Source organism: Rhodoflexus sp. (genome assembly GCF_053489755.1).
Window position 1 is genome coordinate 1 of record NZ_JBRCHD010000038.1, and the last position, 21,379, is coordinate 21,379.

Here is a 21,379-nt window from a genome sequence, read left to right on the forward strand (position 1 = left end):
ATTCAACAAAACGCTGGACGAACTGGAAACCAGATTTGACAAGTGGCTCTTTGTTATCAAAAATCTCAATCGCTTAGACCGCGTGCCTGACAAACTACGCGAACGAATTTTTGAGCGGCTCTTTGAAGTAGCAGAAATTGCCAAGTTCAACCGCGATGAACTGCTCTCCTACGAAGACAGCCTCAAATATTACCGCGATTTGAAAAATTCATTGGATACGGCGTTCGAGGAAGGCGAAATCGCCAAGGCAACCGAAGTTATCCTGCGCGGACATGCAGAAGGACTTTCTGTTACCATGCTTGCCAAACTCACCGGACTTTCAGAAGCAGTTGTGCAAAAAATCATCAGCCGCAGCAATTAATTTAGCCTTTCAAACGAATACCAATCAGCAAAATATCGTCGGTTTGTTTCTGCGGGCCGAAGCTCATCCAGTGAGCAAGCGTAGCTTCTAACTTGTGCTGCTGCTGGTAGGCTGGGAGCGTATGAATATCCTGCAAGAGTTGGCGTAAGTTTTTGGACATAAACTTTTTGTTCTGAATACCGCCGAACTGGTCTTGGTAGCCGTCGGAAGCTAAATAAATCATTGTATCGCCTTCAATATCAAAGGTGCAGCGCGTAAACGAGCCTGAATAACCGGCTATCCTGCCGCCAATCGGCTTTTTATCAGGATTGACTTTTGTAATTTCGCCGTTGCGGGCAATGTAGAGTGGACTCATCGCTCCGGCATATTCCAACTGTCGGGCAGCCAAATCAAAGGTACAAACGGCAATGTCCATCCCGTCGCGACTGTCGCTGTCTTCAATTTTCAGTACGCGGCGCAAATTCTGGTGCAATTGATTGAGAATCAGATCGGGATGTATGATGTGGCGCTCGTGTACAATCTGACTGAGCAGGTCGTTGCCTACCATGCTCATCAGTGCGCCCGGTACACCATGCCCCGTACAATCGGCAGCGGCAAGCACTATTCTTTCGCTGCCGTCTGCGACAACCACTTTTTCCAAAAAATAAAAATCGCCGCTGACAATATCGCGTGGTTTGAGCAGGGCAAACGATTCGGGGAAGATAGAGCGCAGACGTTCCTCTGACGGAATAATAGCCGACTGAATGCGCTTGGCATAGTTGATACTGGCTGTGATGTCGTTATTTTTCAATTCCAGCTCCTGATAAACCCGCTCAATTTCCTGTTTCTGCTGTTGGAGCAACTCATTGGCGTTTTTGCGCAGGCGGTTGACGCGCAGCAAAGCCACTGCAAAGACTACGAACAGCCCCAACAATCCTAAAATAAAGTAAAATCGTTGGTTTTGTTGCTTGATCTGCTGCTGTTGGAGCTTACTTTCAATGTTCAGGCGATCTATTTCAGCCTGCTTTTTTTCCGATTGAAAACGCGTTTCCAGTGCAGTAATTTTTTCGCGGCTTGTTTCGTTGAAAATAGAATCTTTCATGCTTGTAAAAAGCACGTGGTAGTCATAGGCTTTTCTGTAGTCATTCAGCAGGCGGTACGCATTGGAAATATTGTTATAGGAAATTTGAACCTCCAATTTTACTCCTGTCTTTTTTGCCAGCGCGAGCGCTTCCTCGTAATATTTCAGCGCACGTGGTACGTCGTTTTGCTTCAAATAAGCATTGCCAATGCTGTTCATCAGGCGGGCAAGGGTAAATTGCTCATTGATAGCCGCCTTGATGTCATACGATTTTTGCAGGTATTCAATGGCGCGTTTGTAGTCCTTTTGTGCCAGATAGATTTCACCTAAAAACTGAAAAATATGCCCGCGCAAACGCTGGTCGCCAAGTGAGTCGGCGATGGGCAGCGCTTTGAAGCAGTATTCCAGCGACTCGGTGTACTTTTTCTGCATCAGGTACATGTTGGCGATATTTTTCAGGCTGGTAGCCACGCCTTCCCTGTCGTTGATGGACTGTTTGAGCGCCAACGACTTGTTGTGATATTCCAGGGCGCGGTCGTAGTAGCCCTGCGTAACATAGATATTGGCGATGTCGTTGTAGCGAAACGCAATCTGGCGGTTGTCTTTGAGTTCTTCAAATAATTTGAGCGACTGCAAATGGCGATCAACAGCTCGGTCGTGCATCCCGAGCCGGTAATAAATCAAGCCCAGAAAGCCCAGACTTTCTGCCATACCCTGCTTATAATTGGCGCTTTGCGAAAGTTTGTAGGCTGCTTCGGCATAGGTGCGGGCTTTTTCAATCTGCGAATTGCGCAGCAGAAATGCCAGTTGGTTAAGCGTGCGGATGCGTACTGTATCGGGTTGCGGCCCTTGCAGGGAGCGCTCCAAACTGTCTATGGTGGGGGGGTGACGAGCCGGTAAGTGACCAAACGACAGCCATAGTCCTAGCAACAACGCCAACCTCACAAAGAAATCCACTTGCACCAATTTCATTACTTCTTGCAGATTATGCCACAATTTACGTGAAACCGACAGAGTTTAACAAGCCTCGCCACCTGAAAAAAACGCATATCTTTGTGCAGTCTCGTTTTTCTACATGGAATTAACTACTATCAATCAGGCATTTGCGCTGGCACTGCAACACCCAACCGGCACAGTACAGGCAATCGTGCCACTACCTTCTTCTAAAAGTGAAAGCAATCGCGCATTGATTATAGCCGCGCTTTGCAGCCAGCCGTGCAAGTTGGACAATCTTTCCGAAGCCCGCGATACGCAAACGATGCAGCGCTTGCTCGCCTCCGACGGCGAAGTGTTGGACGTACTGGATGCAGGCACAACCATGCGCTTTCTGACGGCTTATTGTGCTGTAACGAATCGCAAAAGCCTGCTGACAGGCACGGCAAGGATGCAGGAGCGCCCAATCGGCATTCTGGTAGATGCGCTGCGCGAAATCGGCGCTGATATTTCCTATGAAAAGAACGAGGGTTTCCCTCCTATCCGCATCAACGGTTTTGCACCGCGCCAAAACCGCATAACGATTCGCGGCGATGTGAGCAGCCAGTACATTTCGGCGCTGCTAATGATTGCGCCCGTAGTGCCGGGAGGGCTGACCCTGCAACTGACAGGCAAGGTAGGTTCGCGCCCTTATATTGAAATGACGCTGCAACTGATGCAGCGCTTTGGAGCAAGCGCACAATGGACGGGCGATACGATTCACGTGCCGCAACAACCATATAGCGCGGCTTCCTACGCGGTAGAGTCTGACTGGTCGGCATCCAGCTACTGGTTTAGCATAGCTTCGCTGGCGCAAAAAGCCGATGTTCGCCTGCTGGGGCTGAAAACCGACTCGCTGCAAGGCGACCGCGTGATTACGGACATCATGGAGCGGCTGGGCATCAAATCCGACTTCACCAACGACGGTTTGCAACTCACCAAAATTTCGCAGGTAGATCGTTTTGAGTGGGATTTCAGCGACTGCCCCGATTTAGCGCAGACGATTGCCGTTATCGGCGCGGCCAAAGGGATTTGCATGAAGTTGACCGGACTGGAAAGTCTGCGCATCAAAGAAACGGATCGCCTGACCGCGCTGCAAACCGAGCTTGCCAAATTTGGCATTGCTACCCGCGAAGAGGACGGACATACGCTCTACGTACACGGCAACGAAGTTACGCCGCTGCAAGCTCCTGCCGAAATGATTCACACCTACAAAGACCACCGCATGGCAATGGCATTTGCGCCGCTTGCCCTGCTGCATCCCTTGCAGATAGAACGCCCCGAAGTTGTGGAAAAATCCTATCCACGCTACTGGGAACACCTCGCCGCCGCAGGATTTTTGATTCAAACCATTGAAAAACAGGTTGTTACATGAGTAGTCCCAACGCCGGTTCAAAGCTGGCATGGCTGATTTTATTCCTGCTCGCTTTTGTGTGGGGCAGTTCGTTTATTTTGATGAAACGCGGGCTGACGGTGTTTTCCGCAGGCGAAGTAGGTGCGCTGCGCATCGTGATTGCCTTTGCGCTACTCCTGCCGCTGGCTTTCAGCAACTGGAAACTCGTTCCTGTCAAAAGTCGCCCCTACGTTTTTCTGACCGGATTTTTGGGGAATTTGCTGCCTGCTTTCCTGTTTGCAACGGCGCAGCAATACCTCGCAAGTTCAGTAGTAGGCATCCTCAACGCCTTGACTCCGATTTTCACACTCATTGTCGGGGTTTTGTTTTTTTCTTTGCAACTGAGAAAATGGCAATTTATCGGTATTGCAATGGGTTTTACAGGCTCAATCGGGCTTAGCTGGGTGCAGTCGGGCGGCGAAGTGGGCGATTTCAACCCCTACACGCTGCTGATTGTTGCCGCAACGTTTTGTTACGGCATCAGCGTCAATATTATTGGCAAATACCTGCGCCAACTGCCTGCGCTGGCAGTGTCGTCTATCGCCATGATGATGGTCGGACCGCTTGCGCTCGGCTATTTGTTCGCCTTTGAAAATGTACCTGCCAAACTGGCGCAAGGCAGCGATGCCTGGGCCGCTTTTGGCTATATTAGCATTCTGGGAATCTTCGGTACTGCGCTGGGGCTGATATTTTTCAACAAATTGGTGCAAATGACTTCGCCTGTGTTTGGCAGTTCGGTTACTTACCTGATTCCGCTGGTGGCGCTGCTCTGGGGCATTGCCGACAGCGAAGACTTCGGGCTGCTGCACATGGCAGGCATGGGGCTGATTGTCGGCGGAGTTTATGTTGCCAATCGCTTATAGCATCTAATATCAAACTCAGCGAACTTTGCGTTTTAAACTCGGCGCTCTCTGCGGTAAAAAAAGGTTCAACCGCAAAGGACGCAATGATTTTTCGCAAAGTCGCAAAGAATTATTGTCTGTAACAGCACCTGTAAGAATATAATTTTTCTCATCATAAGCCGTGCAAAAAACATCGCTGCCCGTTTATCTAAACCTGACGGTTATTTATTTGGTTTGGGGTTCTACTTTTTTGGGAGTGCGCTACACGTTGGAGGTGCTGCCTCCCGTTCTTGCCTCATCTATGCGCTTTTTGGTTGGCGGCATCATCTTGCTGCTCGTTGCTGTTTTGTGGCGCATGGCGAAAAATCAACGCCCTGTATTGCCCACTTTGCAACAGACATGGGGGGCGGCACAAGTTGGCATCATGCTCGTCGGGATCGGGAATACGGCGCTTTCCTATGCCATCAAGTTCATGCCGACGGGGCTGGTTGCGCTGCTCGTAGCGACGCTGCCCATCTGGACAGTCGTGCTGGACTTTGCGCTTTTCAGCAAGCTGCGCCCGCACAAGCTCACCGTAACAGGACTACTGCTCGGTATTGTGGGCATGGGCGTACTGCTCAATCCCTTTGCCGGGCTGAACACCTCCGATTTGGTCTGGTTTCCTGCCGTGCTGGTGCTGATAGGCTCTATGTCATGGGCATATGGCTCGCTGCGCGCCCCCTACCTGACCATGCCTCCGCCTTTGCAATCAACAGCTATTCAGATGCTGGCGGGCGGCATTTTTGCGCTGATTATCAGCACGTTTACCGAACCTGATGCACTATTTGCCATCAGCCGCATGAATCATGCTACCTATCTGGCGATGGGCTACCTGATTTTTATTGGCTCATTTGTCGGTTACTCCTCCTATAACTGGCTAATGCGCAATGCACCGCCGGCGCTGGTTTCTACTTACGCATATGTGAACCCTGTAATTGCTATTATTTTGGGCTGGCTGTTCCTCAACGAATCGCTCAGCGGGCACACACTAACAGCATCTGCCATCATCCTGACAGGTGTAGCGCTGATCACACTGGGCAGACGCTACGCCAATCGCTAGCGATGCTGTTCTCGGGAGGCTGCGATGATTAGAATTGAACGGTCATTTTTTGGACAGACTCAACTGCCTTGCCCGGCTGGATGAGCTTGCCCGTATCTTTTGCATCGGGAACAGAGGCTGCGCTTTTCTCTAAGATGCTGTAAGCCTCTTCGGCTGTCAGCTCGGGGCGGATGGACTTCATCAGCCCAAGCAGACCTGCTACATAAGGCGTAGCCATAGAAGTACCGCTCAGGGATTTATACTCATTTTTCGGGAAAGTAGAGTAAATATTAACCCCCGGTGCGGCAATTGGCATGGCGATATTGCGCACATGGTTCGAAAATCCGGCTTTGCGCAGTTGCTCGTCTAAGGCTGCAACTGTAATTACGCCTTTGACATTGGCTGGTGCAAAATTAGCAGCGTCTTCATCTGCATTACCCGCAGCAGCTACAACTATTGCGCCTGCCTGATGCGCATAGCGGACTGCTTCCGTATAAGCGCGTTGTTCGCTGTCGAACGAAGGCCCACCTAAGGAAAGAGAAATTACGTCTGCGCCTTTATCGGCAGCCTCTATAATGCCGTTGATAATATCCTGCTGTGTGCCGCCGCCGAATCTGTTCAATACGCGAATAGAAGTTACGCGCACAAAATTATTATCCGGAGCAAAAGAGGCTATGCCTTTGCCATTGTTGCTGACTGCTGCGGCAATGCCTGCACAATGCGTACCGTGTCCGACAGGATCAGTGTCGTAACTGCGCTTGGTCGAGTGAAAATTGCCCTGTAAATCTTCATGTGCGCCGTCCACGCCGGTATCCAAAATAGCAATGCGAGCAATTTTTTGTGGTTGTATATCTTTGAGCAAGTCAAAGAGTTCCTGCATTTGCATAGCGCTGAAGCCCCAAAGTTGCGCTACGCCCGGATCGTTTAGCCCGAAAGTAGGCTGCTTGCCTCGCGCAGGTGAAGCAGCGGGCAACTCTACCTTCATTACCTCGTTCGCCTCAAAGCCATCAATCAGCCCCGCAGTCTGGAATGCCTGTGCAATGCTTTGCCACTCGTGCAAGCGATCATCGGGAATATCAACTACATAAAATTCGTCTAAAGAGGTGTCATCGGGGCGAGCCACGTTAGGGAAAGCCGGACGACAAACAACACCCATCGCCTTAGCTTTGGCAAACAACTGCGAGGGTGTATATTTTGTATTCAGATCAATCAGCAACTCTGCCTCGCCTGCCAGTGTCAGCGGCGGAAGGGACTGCATCGCGCTTGTTTGCTGCCCTGATGGATTGTATTGTCTTAGCCAATCAACAGCATTGGCTGCTATATCGAAAAAGAAAAACTTGATTGCCAGCAGCACCGCAGCCACAACGCTAAACCAGAGTTTAGAACCCGTAACGTAGCGATTGAACAACAGCAAAATACTGATGAAAATAGCTGCATCCATAGGCAGCATCAGGAACAACTTGACAATCAGAGCGGTATCTTCGAAATACAAACCCAGAATGTATAAAATCAGTGAAACCCAGAAACTTCTACCAAAAAAAGCGGCATAAATCAGGCTTTTGGTTTTCAGAAAAAGCCAGATAACGGCAGAGGCCAGTAGCGCAACAAATCCGATCGTGTACAGCATAATTGACGATGTGTAAATGGTTAGCCTAAAATACTAAAATCAGTAACAAAAATGGGCTTCCCCCACATAAAAATAGAAACCGCCTCTTGAGCAGGCTGTGCTTCAACACGCACCTTTAAACCATCCTGCTGAAGTTCGGTAGGTGGATTGACCATGCGCCATTTTTCCCCCTGCGCGTCAATGATGCCCCAACATCCGACGGCTATCTGTTGATAAGTTGTTGTTCCTGTGATTTGCATGACTATAAAGTTATTACTTCGTAAACGTTTTTTGGCAGCTAATGGTTAAGGCAAAGCAAAATCGGTATTGTGATTTTCTGATAACAAGTAGCATTCTTTTTAGCTCGCTACATACTTTTTGCAGCTGCCAGCTTTAGCAATATGCAATAAAGAGCATAATTTTCATGCCCAAGATGAGTCTTTGCAAGTTTGAACGTACATACAACCTTTGGCTTGCTGCTTTTGGGGCAATAAAACAGTTATACGGAAACGAATCATCTATCATGCGGTTTTATCCAAAAAGTACGATCCTACAGCGTACTGATGCACGGGAAACGAATCATCTATCATGCGGTTTTATCCCGTAGGAACTGTGTTCAAGTGCAAGCCAGAGAGCCAATTTTTTTAGTGTTTCCGGCTGATACATGATAGTCGTCCATATAGGCTTGTTTACTTTTCACCACAGCGAATACTTGTCTGACGAGTTGATGCATGACCGCTACCATTGCCACTTTGTGTGGCTTGCCCTTGGCTCTAAGTCTGCTATATATTTCCTTGCAGGCGGTATGGTAGCGTTTGGCAGATTTGGCACAGTTGTAAAGCAGCGAGCGGAGCAGGGGTGCACCCTGTCGGCAAATGATACCTTTTTTGACTGTTCGCCCCGACTGGTAGCTACAGGGTTTGCCTCCTGTAAAGCAAAACACAAAGGGAAATGGTATACGCCCGTAGCTTCCATAATCGCTGTGCATCGGGGGACAGTTGGTCAATGAAGGCAGCAATCGCCTGCTGGGTGTTAGCAAATTTTCCGATGAAAGCCTTGCCTTCGCGCAAGTAATGATATTGAATGTCCGCTTTACCGACGTCCAGACCGATGTAAGTGCACATAATTTTTGTAATTTTACGTTGACTGATTGAAGTAAATGATCCGAATAGGTTTATCCTCTTACACAGGCTGGCAGCCTAAGGAACTGTCCAAACTTTCGGATAAGAAGAGGGCGACCCTTATCTACGGGACGAGTTTTTCACTAAAGGGATTGTCAGGGTATTGCCCTCTTATTTCTTCAAGTTACCCCTTTTATATTGCTACTGCAAACGTAAGAGAGATTGCAATTGGTAGCATTGTAAGCCTCAATCAAACAACTGATTATCAATCCATTAAATTCCAAAAAACTCTATTGTGTTTTAACTACAGATGCCGTCGTGGCTCCGACAACATTTAGCATAGCAGAACTGTTATATAGTATTAGTTGGCTGGTATGTAGAGCCTTCTCTCTCATCTATGCGCTATTCTCCTATTTATCGCATCTTTTTACTGGCCATGTTTTGCTGGCTGGCAGAAAAAGACCTGTTTGCCCAAAGCAAGTTTCTTCAGCGTTTTCATCCGGACTCTTTAGTTAAACGCAAATTGAGTTTTATTCCTATTCCTGTGCTCCAGAGCAGTCCAGAAACAGGGCTAAAAGGTGGGCTGGCGCTTGATTATTTTTTTAATGCGGGTACTTCGGGCGATCGGAAGATTCGTGATTCTTTTGCATGGATTCAAGGCTTGTACAGCGCACGCAACCAACTCGCTTTAGAAGTTTTCTGGCAGGTTTATACCAAAGATGAAAAATGGTTTCTGAGAAACAGAGGCGGCTATATTGATTTTAACGAGTATTACTGGGGCGTTGGCAATAACACTGTTCCTGAAGACGACTACACCAATTTCTTCTATCAGCGCGTCTACAATACAGGTAAGGTTCTTAGAAAGACAAAAGACAAGATATTCGCAGGGCTGAATTATAATTTCAGCGATACATGGGATATTTTCTTCACAGGCGGCTTTGGAGACAATAAGCCCTTTGGCAGCAAACTGAACGCTACCCGAGTTTCAGGTGTAGGACCCAATATCATTTTTGATTTTAGAGATAACCCCTTCAGCCCTGTCAGAGGCTGGTATCTGGAACTTGGCACACATCATTATCGCAGCTTTTTAGGCAGTAGAAGCACCTATGACGAATACCTGATTGATGCGCGGAAGTATTTCAAAGTTTTCAAAAAAGATTTTTTTGGCGTGCAGTTTCTGGGCAATTTTACACAAGGCGATATGCCTTTCAGGGAACTGAACAGGCTGGGCGGCCCTAACATGATGCGCGGCTTTTTTCAAGGACGCTTTAGGGACAAGCAGCACGTTGCCGCACAAATCGAATATCGCAAGCCGCTCAATCGCTTTTTGCAGGTGGCTGCTTTTACTTCCGCAGGGCAGGTTTTTGAAGAGTTAGACGGATGGAAGTGGCAGCAAATGCGCTATGCCGGCGGACTTGGCCTCAGAGTACTCATCAATAAGGAGAAAAATATTTACTCGCGGTTTGATTTTGCAGTAACCGACATAGGCACAAACGGCTTCTACTTTCGCATAGCAGATGCCTTTTGAGTTTTGACTGTATCAATAAATTTTCATCCAAACTATCGGATTTGATTTATGCAAATTATTGACATTTCTGTTACGCTTCACTCGCAATTGGTCGCTTGGCCGGGTGGCGTAGGCTTTTCTACCTCCCATGCCTCGCGCATTGCCGCCGGCGACGAGGCCAACGTTACCATCATTCACACCAATGCGCACATTGGTACGCACGTAGATGCACCGCTGCACTTCTTGGACAAAACGCGCCACATCGCAGATTTGGAACTGCAACGCATGGTAGGGCCTTGCTCGGTGCTGGACTTTCGCGGACATCGCATCATTACTGCCGACCTATTGCAGCAAGCCAAAGAAACCCGCGCCTTGCATCCGCGCCTGCTGTTCAAAACAGATAACTCTGACCTTTGGCACACGCAAAACAGCACGTTCTACCCCGATTTTTGTGCCTTGAGCCCAGATGCCGCCGAGTGGGCTGTTGCTAACGACATCCAACTGCTGGGTATTGACTACCTCTCCATTCAGCGCTACGAAGACAGTTTTGAAACGCACCGGATCATTTTGCGCAAGGAAATCGTGATTCTGGAAGGGCTGGATTTGTCGCAGGTAGCCGCGGGCGATTATATGCTTTGCTGCCTGCCGCTAAAAATACAAGGTGCAGACGGCGCACCTGCCCGCGCTATTCTGATGCCGTTGTAAAACCTTTTTCGCAGGTTTTTCTTAGATTGAAGGCGCGAAACCTGAAAATCATATGAAGAAAAACCTGCTTACCCTACTATTGCTCTGCTGCTTGTCTGCATTTTCGTGGCAGTTGCAAGCGCAGCGATTTACCGTAACCTATTCTAAAGAACAACTCAACAGCCCTGCGGCAGAAGGCAAGCCGTATTTTGATGGTCGCCTGCTGCTCATGCTTTCCACCAAAGCCACACCCGAACCGCGCTTCACTATCACCGATGCGCACCAGACGCAAATTATTTTCGGTGTGGATGTAGAAAACTGGAAGCCCGGACAGCCGATTGTTTTTGACAGCAAAGTTTTGGGCTATCCGATGGAAAGTCTTTCACAAGTGCCTAAGGGCGAGTATTACGTGCAGGCGCTGCTCCACGTGTACGCTACCTGCCAATTAGCAACGGGACATACCGTTAAAGTGCCGATGGACAGAGGCGCAGGGCAGCAATGGAATCAGGAACCGGGCAATATTTACAGCACACCGCAAAAAATCAACTTTGACCCTAAGTCTGCCAATTTTTCCATCAGCCTGAACACGATTATTCCGCCGATTGAAGAACCGAAAGACACCGAGTTCATTAAACACATCAAAATCCGCAGCGAACGTCTGTCTAAGTTCTGGGGACGCGATATGTACCTAGGTGCGCATGTGCTTGTTCCCGATGGTTTTGAACAGCACCCGGAAGCTCGCTATCCGCTGTGCATCTTCCACGGGCATTTCCCCGCTGACTTTGGCGGCTTCCGCACCACCCCACCCGACCCCGATCTAAAACCCGATTACAGCGAACGCTTCAAAATTGCGGGCTATAACAAAATCGTACAAGAAGAAGCCTATAACTTTTACAAAAAATGGACAAGCCCGAATTTCCCGCGCTTCCTGATTGCGGAAATTCAGCACGCCAACCCCTACTACGACGACAGCTACGCGGTCAACTCTGCCAATATCGGGCCTTATGGCGACGCAATTATGTACGAACTGATTCCCGAAATTGAAAGGCGGTTTCGCGGCATCGGACAAGGCTGGGCGCGGTTCATGTACGGCGGCAGCACAGGCGGCTGGGAAGCGCTGGCAGCGCAGATTTTTTATCCCGATGAATTCAACGGCTGCTTTGCCGCCTGCCCCGATCCGATTGACTTTCGCGCCTACACGCTCATTAATTTGTACGAAGATAAAAACGCTTATTACTACGATGCACCGTTCAAGAAACTGGCACGCCCCGGACATCGCGACTATTTGGGACAAATCAGCACAACCATAGAGCAGATGAACCGCCGCGAGCTGGTGCTGGGTACTAAAAGCCGCTCCGGGCAACAGTGGGACATTTGGGAAGCAGTCTATTCGCCACAAGGCCCCGACGGCTACCCGCAGCGCATTTTTGACAAGAAAACAGGCGATATTAACCCCAAAGTAGCCGAATATTGGCGCGAAAACTACGACCTGCGCTATATCCTACAGCGCGATTGGGCAAAACTTGGCCCCAAACTGGAAGGAAAAATCCACATCTATTGCGGCGATATGGACAATTTTTACCTCAACAACGCTGTCTATCTGATGGAGGAGTTTCTGGAAAAAACCCAAAATCCGTATTACAGAGGCGAAGTGAAGTATGGCGACCGCGCCGAGCACTGCTGGAACGGCGACCCGAACCTGCCCAACTACATCACACGCCTGCGCTACAACACCATGTACGTACAGAAAATGATGGATAGAATGTTGAAAACCGCTCCTGCCGGAGCAGATTTGCGCAGTTGGCGATATTAACTGCAAAAGCGACAAACCCGACAGGTTTCAAAAACCTGTCGGGTTTGTATTTTTATATGGTTGTGAGTCACTTACCAGCTTTTTAGTCCAAACCAATCGCAAAATAGTGCTTGCCCTCGCTGTCGGGGTAGTAGCCCTCTATCATCACACCGCCGCTGTTGTTTTCCAGTACATCGGTTAGGTCTTGTACTGATTTGATAGTTTTGCCACCGACTTTGGTGATGATGAAACCTTCGCGCATCTTAGTATCGCGCATAATGGGCCCGCGGTTGATCTTGGTTACTTTCAAGCCGCCATTAATATTTAGCTTTTTCAATTCTGTAGCTGGAGCAGGCTCGACCTCTATACCAAGTTTATCTAATGCTGTAGTTTTTTTCTTCACAACCTCCGTACTACCGTCGCGGCTCTTCAGGGTCAGTTTGATTTCGCGTGGAGCGCCGTTGCGATAAATTTGCAGGGTAACGCTTTCACCGGGACGCTTTCTGCCAATAGTCTCCTGCAACTCTGGCACTGACTTTACTTTTGTATCTCCAACCTTAACAATTACGTCTCCGCGACGCAGACCTGCCGCATCAGCCGAGCCATTGGGAATAATACTGTCCACGTGTACACCCTCTGTGATAGGCAAATTCAATTCTTTAGATTTTTTGCTGTCCACGTCTGTAATCAGGATACCGAGAAATGCCCGTTGTACAGTTCCGTATTTGATCAGGTCTTCAGCTACTTTTCGCGCTAAATTGGAAGGCACTGCAAATGAATAGCCTGCAAAACTGCCTGTACGAGAGGCAATTGCGGTATTAATACCTATCAAATCACCATTGAGGTTTACCAATGCACCACCGCTGTTACCGGGATTGACTGCTGCATCTGTCTGGATGAAGGACTCGATTGCCATGTTATCGCGGGTGCGCAGCAAGGAAATATTGCGTGCCTTAGCACTTACGATGCCTGCTGTAACTGTAGAAGTCAGGTTGAAGGGGTTGCCGACTGCCATTACCCACTCGCCTACCTGCACCTGATCTGAATCGGCAAATGGTACGGTGGCCAATCCTTTTTCGTCAATTTTGATCACTGCAATGTCGGTAGATGGATCTGTTCCTACCACTTTGGCTTTGTAGGAGCGCTTGTCGTGCAGGGTAACTGTTATTTCATCAGCATTATCAATCACGTGATTGTTGGTAATAATAAATCCATCCTGTGAAATAATCACACCCGAGCCGGTACCTTCTTGCGGACGGTTAAATATATCTTCGTCTCCGAAAGGTATTTCACCGAAAAGATCGAAGGGGAAGTTAAAACGGCGTTGATTTCGGTCGCGATTTTGCGCCATAGGTATTACCTTAGCAGTAATATTTACTACGGCAGGAGTAGTTTTTGCAGCTGGAACAGTAAAATCGAAGGGGGCTGCCAGCGTACCTTTCTGCTCGTTTGGGCGATATTCCGCCATCATAGCAGGGCTGCTTTGTTGTAGAATCACCTCGCGTTTATCGAATCCGGCGAGTTTATACCCGCCTATTGCAAGGATGCCGCCAATAAGAGCAGCACTCAATGTCTGAAGCCAGTTTTTCATTTTTCTAAGCGATGAAGTTTTATATGTAATTTATCAATTTATCACCTAAATACCTAATTTGCAAAAGTTGTACAAAACCGATGATCGGCGAAGCAAACCCGTTCGATTTAAGAAAGTTTGACGTTACTATGACATTTTGTCAGTCTATTTTACTTTCAGAATGCGAAATTCGACGCGTCTGTTCATTTTTTTACTCGCCTCATCGCGGCTGCGCGTCAGCGGGCGCGTGCTGCCAAATGCTTGTATCGCAACGCGGTTTTCGGCAATACCTTCTGCTACTAAATAATCGCGAATACGCTGTACGCGATCTTTTGACAGTTGCATATTCAGCAAAGGATTTCCCTCTATGTCGGTGTGTCCTTCTATGCGTATTTCCATTTGTGGATATTGCCGCATCAATCCGACCAATCGCTGTAGTTCGGCAAAAGATTCAGCTAATAATACGGCAGTACTTTGCTCAAAAAATACATTGTTGAGGCGCACCGCCTGCCCTTCTTCGATCGGTACGAGGTACAAATCGCGAACGATGGATGCGACAGCCGGTGAATCTGCTGATAGATCTACGCGCTCCTCGAGTGAGAAAAAGCCCTCTGCCGTAGCCCTGATACCATAGCTTTGTCTGATCGGCAGCGTTAGCTGGTAGTTACCCGTAACTGGATTGGCGTTGGCAGTGCCAAGCAAGAGATCATTCACAGGATTGGTATATACAATACGTGCAGCAAGCGGAGTATTGGTTTGTGCATTAAAAACGCGCCCAGAGGCAAGCACCACCTGATCGGGGCGGATTTCCTGTGCCAGTTTGATTCTAAACAGATCTGCACTTCCTTTATTTCCGTTGTGGTAGGAAACCAGATACGCATACTCGCCTTTGGCATCAATCGTATAAGAAGCATCCCAGTCTTCTGTATTGATGGGTGGTCCGAGATTAACGGGAGCAGACCAATTTTGCCAAGTATCGTCCAGACGGCGAGTCATGTAAATATCCATATCGCCGTATCCGCTCAAACCGTTCGATGCAAAATACAGGGTGCGATTGTCGGCAGCCAGCACAGGCGTGATTTCACTGCCCGGTGTATTCACCTGTGCGCCCAAATTGCGAGGCGCACTCCAACTGCCGCTTTCCTGCAAAAAACTGACGTACAGATCGCGGCCGCCGTAGCTGTCGCGACGCTGTACAGCCATCAGCAGCACCTGCTGATTAGCTGCCATAAAGTACTCGCTAAAACTGCTCTGATTGTAGAAATCATCAATATTGAGCGGACGAGGAAACTCCCACTCGTTCTCTCCAATGCGCCGCGATACAGATACACCAACCACAGAACGTCCTTCGGGCAGGTAGCGATTGGCCAGTAGCAGCGTGTTGTTATCAGGCAGGGCTGTACAAACGTAGTTGTGGCTGTAGTTATTAAGTGGTGCAGGCATGCGGCGGGCATCTTCCCACAGATCGCTGCCCTTCCTACGCGTAGCATACCAGATGTCGTCGTTCAAAAACTGTGGATTATATGGATTTCGGACATTATCCGGATGATTTTTACGCACAAAGTACAAGGTTTGTGCATCCGGTGCAATTACAGGCATAATTTCATCATACTCGCTGTTGATAGCAGGCCCCAGCGACTCGATAGTGCCTGCAAGCAATGTTTTTGCTCGGTTCAGTCCAATATCGGCAGCTACATCTATTTTCTCTTCGGCAATTCCAATAGCATCTATCTGATTATATCCTGCAACGTCTGCCGTCTTTAGTTCCAGCCGCAGCGCCGCCACTTTGTAGGCTGTCTTCGGCAAATGGTGTACAAACATTCTTGCCTGCTGCCCGACAGGAGCTGGTTGCGAATTTTGGTAAACTGTATATTCTTTGCCCAAAGAGTCGTAAAGTTTGATAGCTGCAATAGCTCCCGGATTGAAGGACTCCGCTATAGCGATTGTCTGCACATGCATCAGGCGATTGAAAGCAACTTGAATCCACTCCCCACGTGGACTATTAGCCACCGCTGGTCGCCATGCGCAGGGGCTTTCCCCACCTGCAGGCAGTTTATTTGGCTTGCCAAGTACCTGCTGCGCGCTAAAAGGTTTAGCAATCCCAGCCTCTACTGTTTCAGAAGATACACCCAATACAGCAGAAGCCCATTCTATTTGTGCTTGAGCGTAGTTGCAGAGCATTATCAGAAGCAGTAATAAAATCAGGCGCATATCTAAGGATTTTTACTTGAGTACCGAAAGATAAAAAAGGCTGTGCAATTTTGTGCACAGCCTTTGTCAAAGTAAGTTGTATATAAAACCAGATGAGGAATTATTTGACGGATTTCACAATTGCTTCGAAAGCACTTGCATGGTTCATAGCCAAATCGGCCAAAACCTTGCGGTTCAGCTCGATGCCTGCTTTCTGAACTTTGTTGATAAATTGTGAATAGCTCATACCATGTTGACGGGCAGCAGCATTGATCCGCTGAATCCACAGCGCGCGGAATTCGCGCTTGCGATTGCGACGGTCGCGATAGGCGTACAACCAACCTTTTTCAACGGCATTTTTAGCTACTGTCCACACATTTTTTCTTCTTCCCCAGTAGCCTTTGGCGTACTTGAGGATCTTTTTGCGGCGTTCTCTTGACGCTACGTGATTGACTGATCTTGGCATTTTGACTTTTTTGTTTTTGGCACCAGGCGATTGCTTGGCAATACTTGAGGGCCTGTAGCCGGGTTGAACATAAATAAACCGAAAAATTGTGTGCTAACCATGCTATGCACACAGCATCGCTTTGATGCGTGCTTCATCAGCAGGCGAAACCAGTGTAGTCTGGCCTAAACGACGCTTCTGACAGGTTTCTTTTTTAGTCAGGATGTGGTTGTGGTACGCACGCTTGCGCTTCACACGTCCTGAGCCTGTCAAATGAAAGCGCTTTTTAGCGCTTGACTTGCTCTTAATTTTTGGCATTTGAGACTAAAAAAAGGTGAAACAATTTATTTAGCAGACTTTGTAATTTTGGGTGAAATCATCACATGCATCCTTTTGCCTTCCAGCTTGGGCATCTGATCAACTTTACCTACCTCTTCTAAAGCCTGCGCAAATTTAAGCAATAAAATTTCTCCGCGCTCCTTAAATACAATAGTTCTTCCTGCAAAGTGCACATAAGCCTTTACTTTGTTGCCTTCTTTGAGAAAAGTTTCGGCATGCTTGAGCTTAAATTCAAAATCGTGATCGTCTGTGTTAGGACCGAAACGAATTTCTTTAACGACTGTTTTGTGGGTCTTTGCCTTGAGTTCCTTGTTCTTTTTCTTCTGCTCGTACTTAAACTTTGAGTAGTCAATAATCTTACAAACAGGTGGAACTGCCTTAGGCGATATTTCAACCAGATCTAATCCCTGCTGACGTGCCATTTCTAAGGCCTTGCTGGTAGGGTAAATACCAGTTTCAACGTTTTCTCCTATCAACCTTACCTCGGGAACTCTGATTTTTTCATTAATTCGGAACGGTTCTTCTACACGTTCGCGCGGGTTTGCCATGCAATATGCGTTAGGTTAATAATTTATTTGTACGCAAATATAATGATCTCGGTACATTTTACCATTTGCGATTAAAAATTTCGGAAAGCACAAAAGCACTTCGCAACTGTTCTACATCGCTCAAAATGGTAGTAAGCGGGTGCTGCTGAACAGCCTGCGATTTTACAGTTGCTTGTTCAACAGGTTTTTTTGTTGCAATAAAGGGCTGCCGCATGCGTATGCGCTCTACCTCTGCCTGCGCATCGGGCTGCTGGTATTTGTCCTCGTAAGAAAAAGGAACTGAAGAGGTCGCTTCTAACTTCTTTTTTTTGCGATTCTTCCGATCTTCAATTGTCTCTTCTACCGGCGGCGGAGGTATTTGCTGTTGTATTTTTTCTTCTAATTCTTTGAGCAACTCTTCAAAACTGACTTTTGCAGGTGGAGCCACCGGTTGTTCCTTATGGTCGAGGTTAGGAGTCTTTCCCGGACGCTTAACACGCTGTTGCTTCACACCGGTCAGACTTTGATAGATAAAATAAGCCACCGCGGCGACTATGGAAAGTATAATTTTTTCGATGTCTTCCATTATTTGTAAAATGTGTATTGAACAAATATAGGTAAAAATCTGCAAAATCAGTGAACAAATACCTCTTTTCTAAGTCCAACCGACTGGTTTTTGAGTGGTACAATACCCAACCGCAATGCCGGAGAATCGCTGCTAATATGATTGTTGCCATTGAGCAGAGGATCGGCAAACCGGCTGTCCTTTTCGTAGAAACGCTGCCAGTCTTCAAAAGGAATCAGCTTTTTAGCACGTGTGTATATGAGTCATCTTCTTCGGTAAAAACCAGCGGCTCGCTCAGTTGATAAACACCTCCGCGAATAAAAACAGTAACGTTTTTATTGAATTGCTTGCGCGAGTTGCGAATTACTTGCTTGACAAATCGAAGCGTTTTGAAAGGTTTTACTACTGTGCCACCGGTAAACTTATCTTCTCCGCCTTTATCGCTGACATAATAGTAAATACCGTCATCATTTGGGTTGATAGAATAAGCATTTGTCTTGGACTGCCCGCAAAGCATGTGAGAAAGCAAAACTAAGAGCAGGAGCAGTCCACAGCATATTGGTTTCATATTCATAAATGATAGAAGACCAATATAAGAAAATGTAGGACAATTTGTAAGATTTACTCGCTTTCTTCAACTTTTCTTTCGGGGCGCATTTGTGGAAAGAAGAGTACATCCTGAATAGACGGCTGATTTGTCATAATCATCGCCAAGCGATCAATACCAATGCCCAAACCTGCTGTTGGTGGCATACCGTACTCCAATGCACGCAAAAAATCCTCATCCAGTACCATTGCCTCGCTGTCGCCGCGTTTGCCAAGCTCGAGTTGTTCTTCGAATCGTTGACGCTGATCTATCGGGTCGTTAAGCTCCGAGAATGCGTTGCAGATCTCTTTGGCGTTGCAAATAGCCTCGAAGCGCTCTACCAAGCCGGGCTTACTGCGATGTCTTTTGGCCAAAGGCGACATTTCAACGGGATAATCTGTAATAAAAGTAGGCTGAATCAGTTGGGGTTCGCAGTGCGCACCAAATATTTCATCAATCAGTTTAGCCTTCCCCATCGTATCGTCTATGTGAACGTGCAATTGGCGGGCAGTGCTGCGCAATGCTGCCTCGTCCATTGCTGAAATATCAACGCCCGTGAAGTGCTGAATAGCTTCAAACATAGTATAGCGCTTCCATGGACGCTTGAAATTGATGATATTTTCGCCCACCTGTACTTCGGTTGTGCCGTGCAAATCAATGGCGATTTTTTCTATCATTTCTTCTACTAAGCTCATCATCCACTCGTAGTCTTTATAGGCTACATAGAGTTCTATCATTGTGAACTCAGGGTTGTGGAAGCGGCTCATGCCTTCGTTGCGGAAGTCTTTGGCAAATTCATACACGCCATCGTAACCACCAACAATAAGGCGTTTGAGGTACAACTCGTTGGCAATGCGCAAGTAAAGCGGCATATCCAGCGCATTGTGGTAGGTTTTGAAGGGACGTGCCGAAGCACCACCGTAAATAGGCTGCAAAATAGGTGTTTCAACCTCTAAGTAGCCCTTTTCGTTCAAAAACTCGCGCATCGAACTTATCATGCGGCTGCGCTTGCGGAATACCTCGCGCACCTCAGGATTGATCACCAGATCGGCATAGCGGCGGCGATAGCGGAATTCCTGATCGGTTACAGCATCGTAGACGTTGCCTTCATCGTCTTTCTTTACGATTGGCAGCGGTTTGAGCGACTTGGCAAGCAGTTTAAGTTCGGTTACATGCACGCTAATTTCACCGGTCTGGGTCGTGAATACGTACCCCTTGATGCCAACAAAATCGCCTATATCTAATAATTTTTTGAATACTGTATTATACAGTGTTTTGTCCTCGCCGGGGCAGATGTCATCGCGGCGTACATAAATTTGAATGCGCCCTGTCGTATCTTGCAGTTCGGCAAAAGAGGCATTACCCATAATGCGGAAGCTCATCAGCCTGCCCGCCATGGAAATATTTTTATAGTCGGTTTTGAAACGTTCGTAGTTCTCCTTAACATCCTTTGCGTAGGCATTAACCTCAAATAAATCTGCCGGATAAGGATCAATACCTAACTGGATGAGTTGTTCTCTTTTCTGACGACGCTGGAGTTCCTGTTCGCTCAAATGTTGCATGGTTGAAAAAAAATTAAAGGTGCAAAGTTAATGGAATTCGGCAAAAAGGTATTGCGCAGATTACGTTTGTCTGATGTCAAGTCCATCGAGCAGTTGGATGTAGAATGCTATACCTTCGCCTATTTCGTGCAGCCAAATATACTCATCGGCGCTATGCGAGCGAGCAGAGTCGCCGGGACCAATTTTGATGGTAGTGAAAGGCATCAGCGCTTGATCGGAAGTAGTTGGCGAAGCGTAGGTAGTCCGCCCCAGTTCTATACCGCGCCTGACAATGGGATGATCGAGCGCAATACTGGACGCATTGAGGCGAAAAGAGCGCTCTTTTACCTCACAATCAACGTTTTGGCGGATAATCTCCAATACTTCTGTATTGTGATAGACATCTGTTGTGCGGATATCAACCGTAAATGTACACTTTTCGGGTACTACATTGTGCTGGCTGCCCGCATTAATGATTGTTACAGACATCTTGACAGGGCCCAGCAGCGGCGAAACTTTAGGGAACTGATAGGTACGAAACCACTCAATATCTTTGAGTGCTTTGTAGAGCGCGTTTTCTCCCTCTTCGCGGGCGGCGTGCCCAGCCTTGCCCCAGACGGTACAATCAATTACTACCAGTCCTTTTTCGGCAATAGCCAACTGTGTGAGTGTAGGCTCGCCTACAATCCCCAAGTCAATTTTTCCTAAGTGTGGTAGCAACATCTCTACTCCCCCGCTACCGCTGATTTCTTCTTCGGCAGTTGCAGCTATAATCAGGTTAAACAGCTGTTTTTCAGGCTGTTGCTCGAATAGCTGATTGTAGTAAATAAAAGTAGCAAGCAGTGCGACCAAACACCCGCCCGCATCGTTGCTGCCCAGACCATAGAGTTTGCCGTCTTTTATGATGGGTGTAAAAGGATCGAACTTATAGCTGGGATTGGGCTTTACTGTATCGTGGTGCGAATTGAGCAAGATAACCGGCAGATCTTCGCGCCAGTTAGCAGATTTGCACCACACATTATTAGCTAAACGCTGGACAGGCAACTGATAGTCTGCCAGAAAATTTGCAATCAAGTCGGCTGTTTGGTGCTCCTCTTTGCTAAAAGAAGGCGTTGCAATAAGTTTTTGCAGCAACTCGACCGATTGTTCGGTGAGTGTAGCAAGATCGAGCGGAAGTTTTTTTGTCATGCTGCAAAGTTA

The 21,379-nt window shown here is 47.7% G+C and carries 20 protein-coding genes; 7 read left to right on the plus strand and 13 right to left on the minus strand.

Features of this window, described 5'->3' with window-relative positions; all coding sequences use genetic code 11:
* On the plus strand, positions 1-361 hold a 361-nt coding region (locus ACWIP2_RS08315), incomplete at its 5' end, for a PD-(D/E)XK nuclease family transposase (protein ID WP_448519458.1).
* Position 362: 1 nt separating this feature from the next.
* Here the strand turns inward: ACWIP2_RS08315 and ACWIP2_RS08320 are convergent.
* Positions 363-2,393 carry a tetratricopeptide repeat protein gene (locus ACWIP2_RS08320; RefSeq protein ID WP_448519459.1) on the minus strand — a complete coding sequence of 677 codons (2,031 nt, stop codon included), beginning with the start codon at positions 2,391-2,393 and terminating at the stop codon, positions 363-365.
* A 103-nt stretch (positions 2,394-2,496) separates the two neighbouring features.
* Between ACWIP2_RS08320 and aroA the strand changes: the two genes are divergently transcribed.
* The 3 genes from aroA (at position 2,497) to ACWIP2_RS08335 (ending at position 5,727) form a co-directional block, all read left to right on the plus strand.
* A complete protein-coding gene (aroA, locus tag ACWIP2_RS08325) occupies positions 2,497-3,768 on the plus strand; it encodes a 3-phosphoshikimate 1-carboxyvinyltransferase (RefSeq protein ID WP_448519460.1) in 1,272 nt (423 codons plus the stop codon).
* Positions 3,765-4,649, plus strand: a complete 885-nt coding sequence (locus ACWIP2_RS08330; protein WP_448519461.1) for a DMT family transporter — start codon at positions 3,765-3,767, stop codon at positions 4,647-4,649. The genes aroA and ACWIP2_RS08330 overlap by 4 nt, the downstream gene beginning before the upstream one ends.
* A 160-nt stretch (positions 4,650-4,809) precedes the next feature.
* Positions 4,810-5,727 (plus strand): EamA family transporter, encoded by a 918-nt coding sequence (locus ACWIP2_RS08335; protein ID WP_448519462.1) that lies wholly within the window; start codon positions 4,810-4,812, stop codon positions 5,725-5,727.
* Positions 5,728-5,755: 28 nt separating this feature from the next.
* Here the strand turns inward: ACWIP2_RS08335 and ACWIP2_RS08340 are convergent, their stop codons facing one another.
* From ACWIP2_RS08340 to ACWIP2_RS08350, 3 genes are all read right to left on the minus strand, one after another.
* Positions 5,756-7,333, minus strand: coding sequence for a S8 family peptidase (locus tag ACWIP2_RS08340; RefSeq protein WP_448519463.1), 1,578 nt, complete (start codon positions 7,331-7,333; stop codon positions 5,756-5,758).
* Between the two features lie 20 nt (positions 7,334-7,353).
* Complete coding sequence (locus ACWIP2_RS08345; protein ID WP_448519464.1) at positions 7,354-7,572, minus strand: hypothetical protein; 219 nt, start codon at positions 7,570-7,572, stop codon at positions 7,354-7,356.
* A 356-nt stretch (positions 7,573-7,928) separates the two neighbouring features.
* Entirely contained in the window at positions 7,929-8,300 is a 372-nt protein-coding gene (locus ACWIP2_RS08350) for a transposase (protein ID WP_448519465.1), read from the minus strand.
* A gap of 530 nt (positions 8,301-8,830) precedes the next feature.
* Here ACWIP2_RS08350 and ACWIP2_RS08355 point away from each other — a divergent pair.
* Genes ACWIP2_RS08355 through ACWIP2_RS08365 form a run of 3 tightly spaced genes read left to right on the plus strand, consistent with a single transcriptional unit; the run spans position 8,831 to position 12,437 of the window.
* Positions 8,831-9,961: a BamA/TamA family outer membrane protein gene (locus ACWIP2_RS08355; protein ID WP_448519466.1), complete on the plus strand. Its 1,131-nt coding sequence runs from the start codon at positions 8,831-8,833 to the stop codon at positions 9,959-9,961.
* Between the two features lie 48 nt (positions 9,962-10,009).
* Entirely contained in the window at positions 10,010-10,645 is a 636-nt protein-coding gene (locus ACWIP2_RS08360) for a cyclase family protein (RefSeq protein WP_448519467.1), read from the plus strand.
* Positions 10,646-10,697: 52 nt separating this feature from the next.
* The gene (locus tag ACWIP2_RS08365) at positions 10,698-12,437 is read left to right on the plus strand and encodes a hypothetical protein (protein WP_448519468.1); all 1,740 of its coding nucleotides are present in this window, start codon (positions 10,698-10,700) and stop codon (positions 12,435-12,437) included.
* A gap of 82 nt (positions 12,438-12,519) precedes the next feature.
* Here the strand turns inward: ACWIP2_RS08365 and ACWIP2_RS08370 are convergent, their stop codons facing one another.
* From ACWIP2_RS08370 to ACWIP2_RS08410, 9 genes are all read right to left on the minus strand, one after another.
* On the minus strand, positions 12,520-14,007 hold the full coding sequence (locus ACWIP2_RS08370; RefSeq protein ID WP_448519469.1) for a Do family serine endopeptidase: 1,488 nt from the start codon (positions 14,005-14,007) through the stop codon (positions 12,520-12,522).
* A 144-nt stretch (positions 14,008-14,151) separates the two neighbouring features.
* Positions 14,152-16,197: an OmpA family protein gene (locus tag ACWIP2_RS08375; protein ID WP_448519470.1), complete on the minus strand. Its 2,046-nt coding sequence runs from the start codon at positions 16,195-16,197 to the stop codon at positions 14,152-14,154.
* A gap of 100 nt (positions 16,198-16,297) precedes the next feature.
* Positions 16,298-16,642: a 50S ribosomal protein L20 gene (rplT, locus tag ACWIP2_RS08380; protein WP_448519471.1), complete on the minus strand. Its 345-nt coding sequence runs from the start codon at positions 16,640-16,642 to the stop codon at positions 16,298-16,300.
* 102 nt (positions 16,643-16,744) lie between these two features.
* Positions 16,745-16,939 carry a 50S ribosomal protein L35 gene (gene rpmI, locus ACWIP2_RS08385; RefSeq protein WP_448519472.1) on the minus strand — a complete coding sequence of 65 codons (195 nt, stop codon included), beginning with the start codon at positions 16,937-16,939 and terminating at the stop codon, positions 16,745-16,747.
* Between the two features lie 26 nt (positions 16,940-16,965).
* On the minus strand, positions 16,966-17,508 hold the full coding sequence (infC, locus tag ACWIP2_RS08390; RefSeq protein WP_448519473.1) for a translation initiation factor IF-3: 543 nt from the start codon (positions 17,506-17,508) through the stop codon (positions 16,966-16,968).
* Between the two features lie 58 nt (positions 17,509-17,566).
* Positions 17,567-18,073 (minus strand): hypothetical protein, encoded by a 507-nt coding sequence (locus ACWIP2_RS08395; RefSeq protein WP_448519474.1) that lies wholly within the window; start codon positions 18,071-18,073, stop codon positions 17,567-17,569.
* 214 nt (positions 18,074-18,287) lie between these two features.
* Entirely contained in the window at positions 18,288-18,620 is a 333-nt protein-coding gene (locus tag ACWIP2_RS08400; protein ID WP_448519475.1) for a hypothetical protein, read from the minus strand.
* Between the two features lie 53 nt (positions 18,621-18,673).
* Positions 18,674-20,200, minus strand: a complete 1,527-nt coding sequence (gene lysS, locus ACWIP2_RS08405) for a lysine--tRNA ligase (RefSeq protein ID WP_448519476.1) — start codon at positions 20,198-20,200, stop codon at positions 18,674-18,676.
* Between the two features lie 60 nt (positions 20,201-20,260).
* Positions 20,261-21,367, minus strand: coding sequence for a M20 family metallo-hydrolase (locus ACWIP2_RS08410; protein ID WP_448519477.1), 1,107 nt, complete (start codon positions 21,365-21,367; stop codon positions 20,261-20,263).
* Positions 21,368-21,379: the final 12 nt, after the last annotated feature.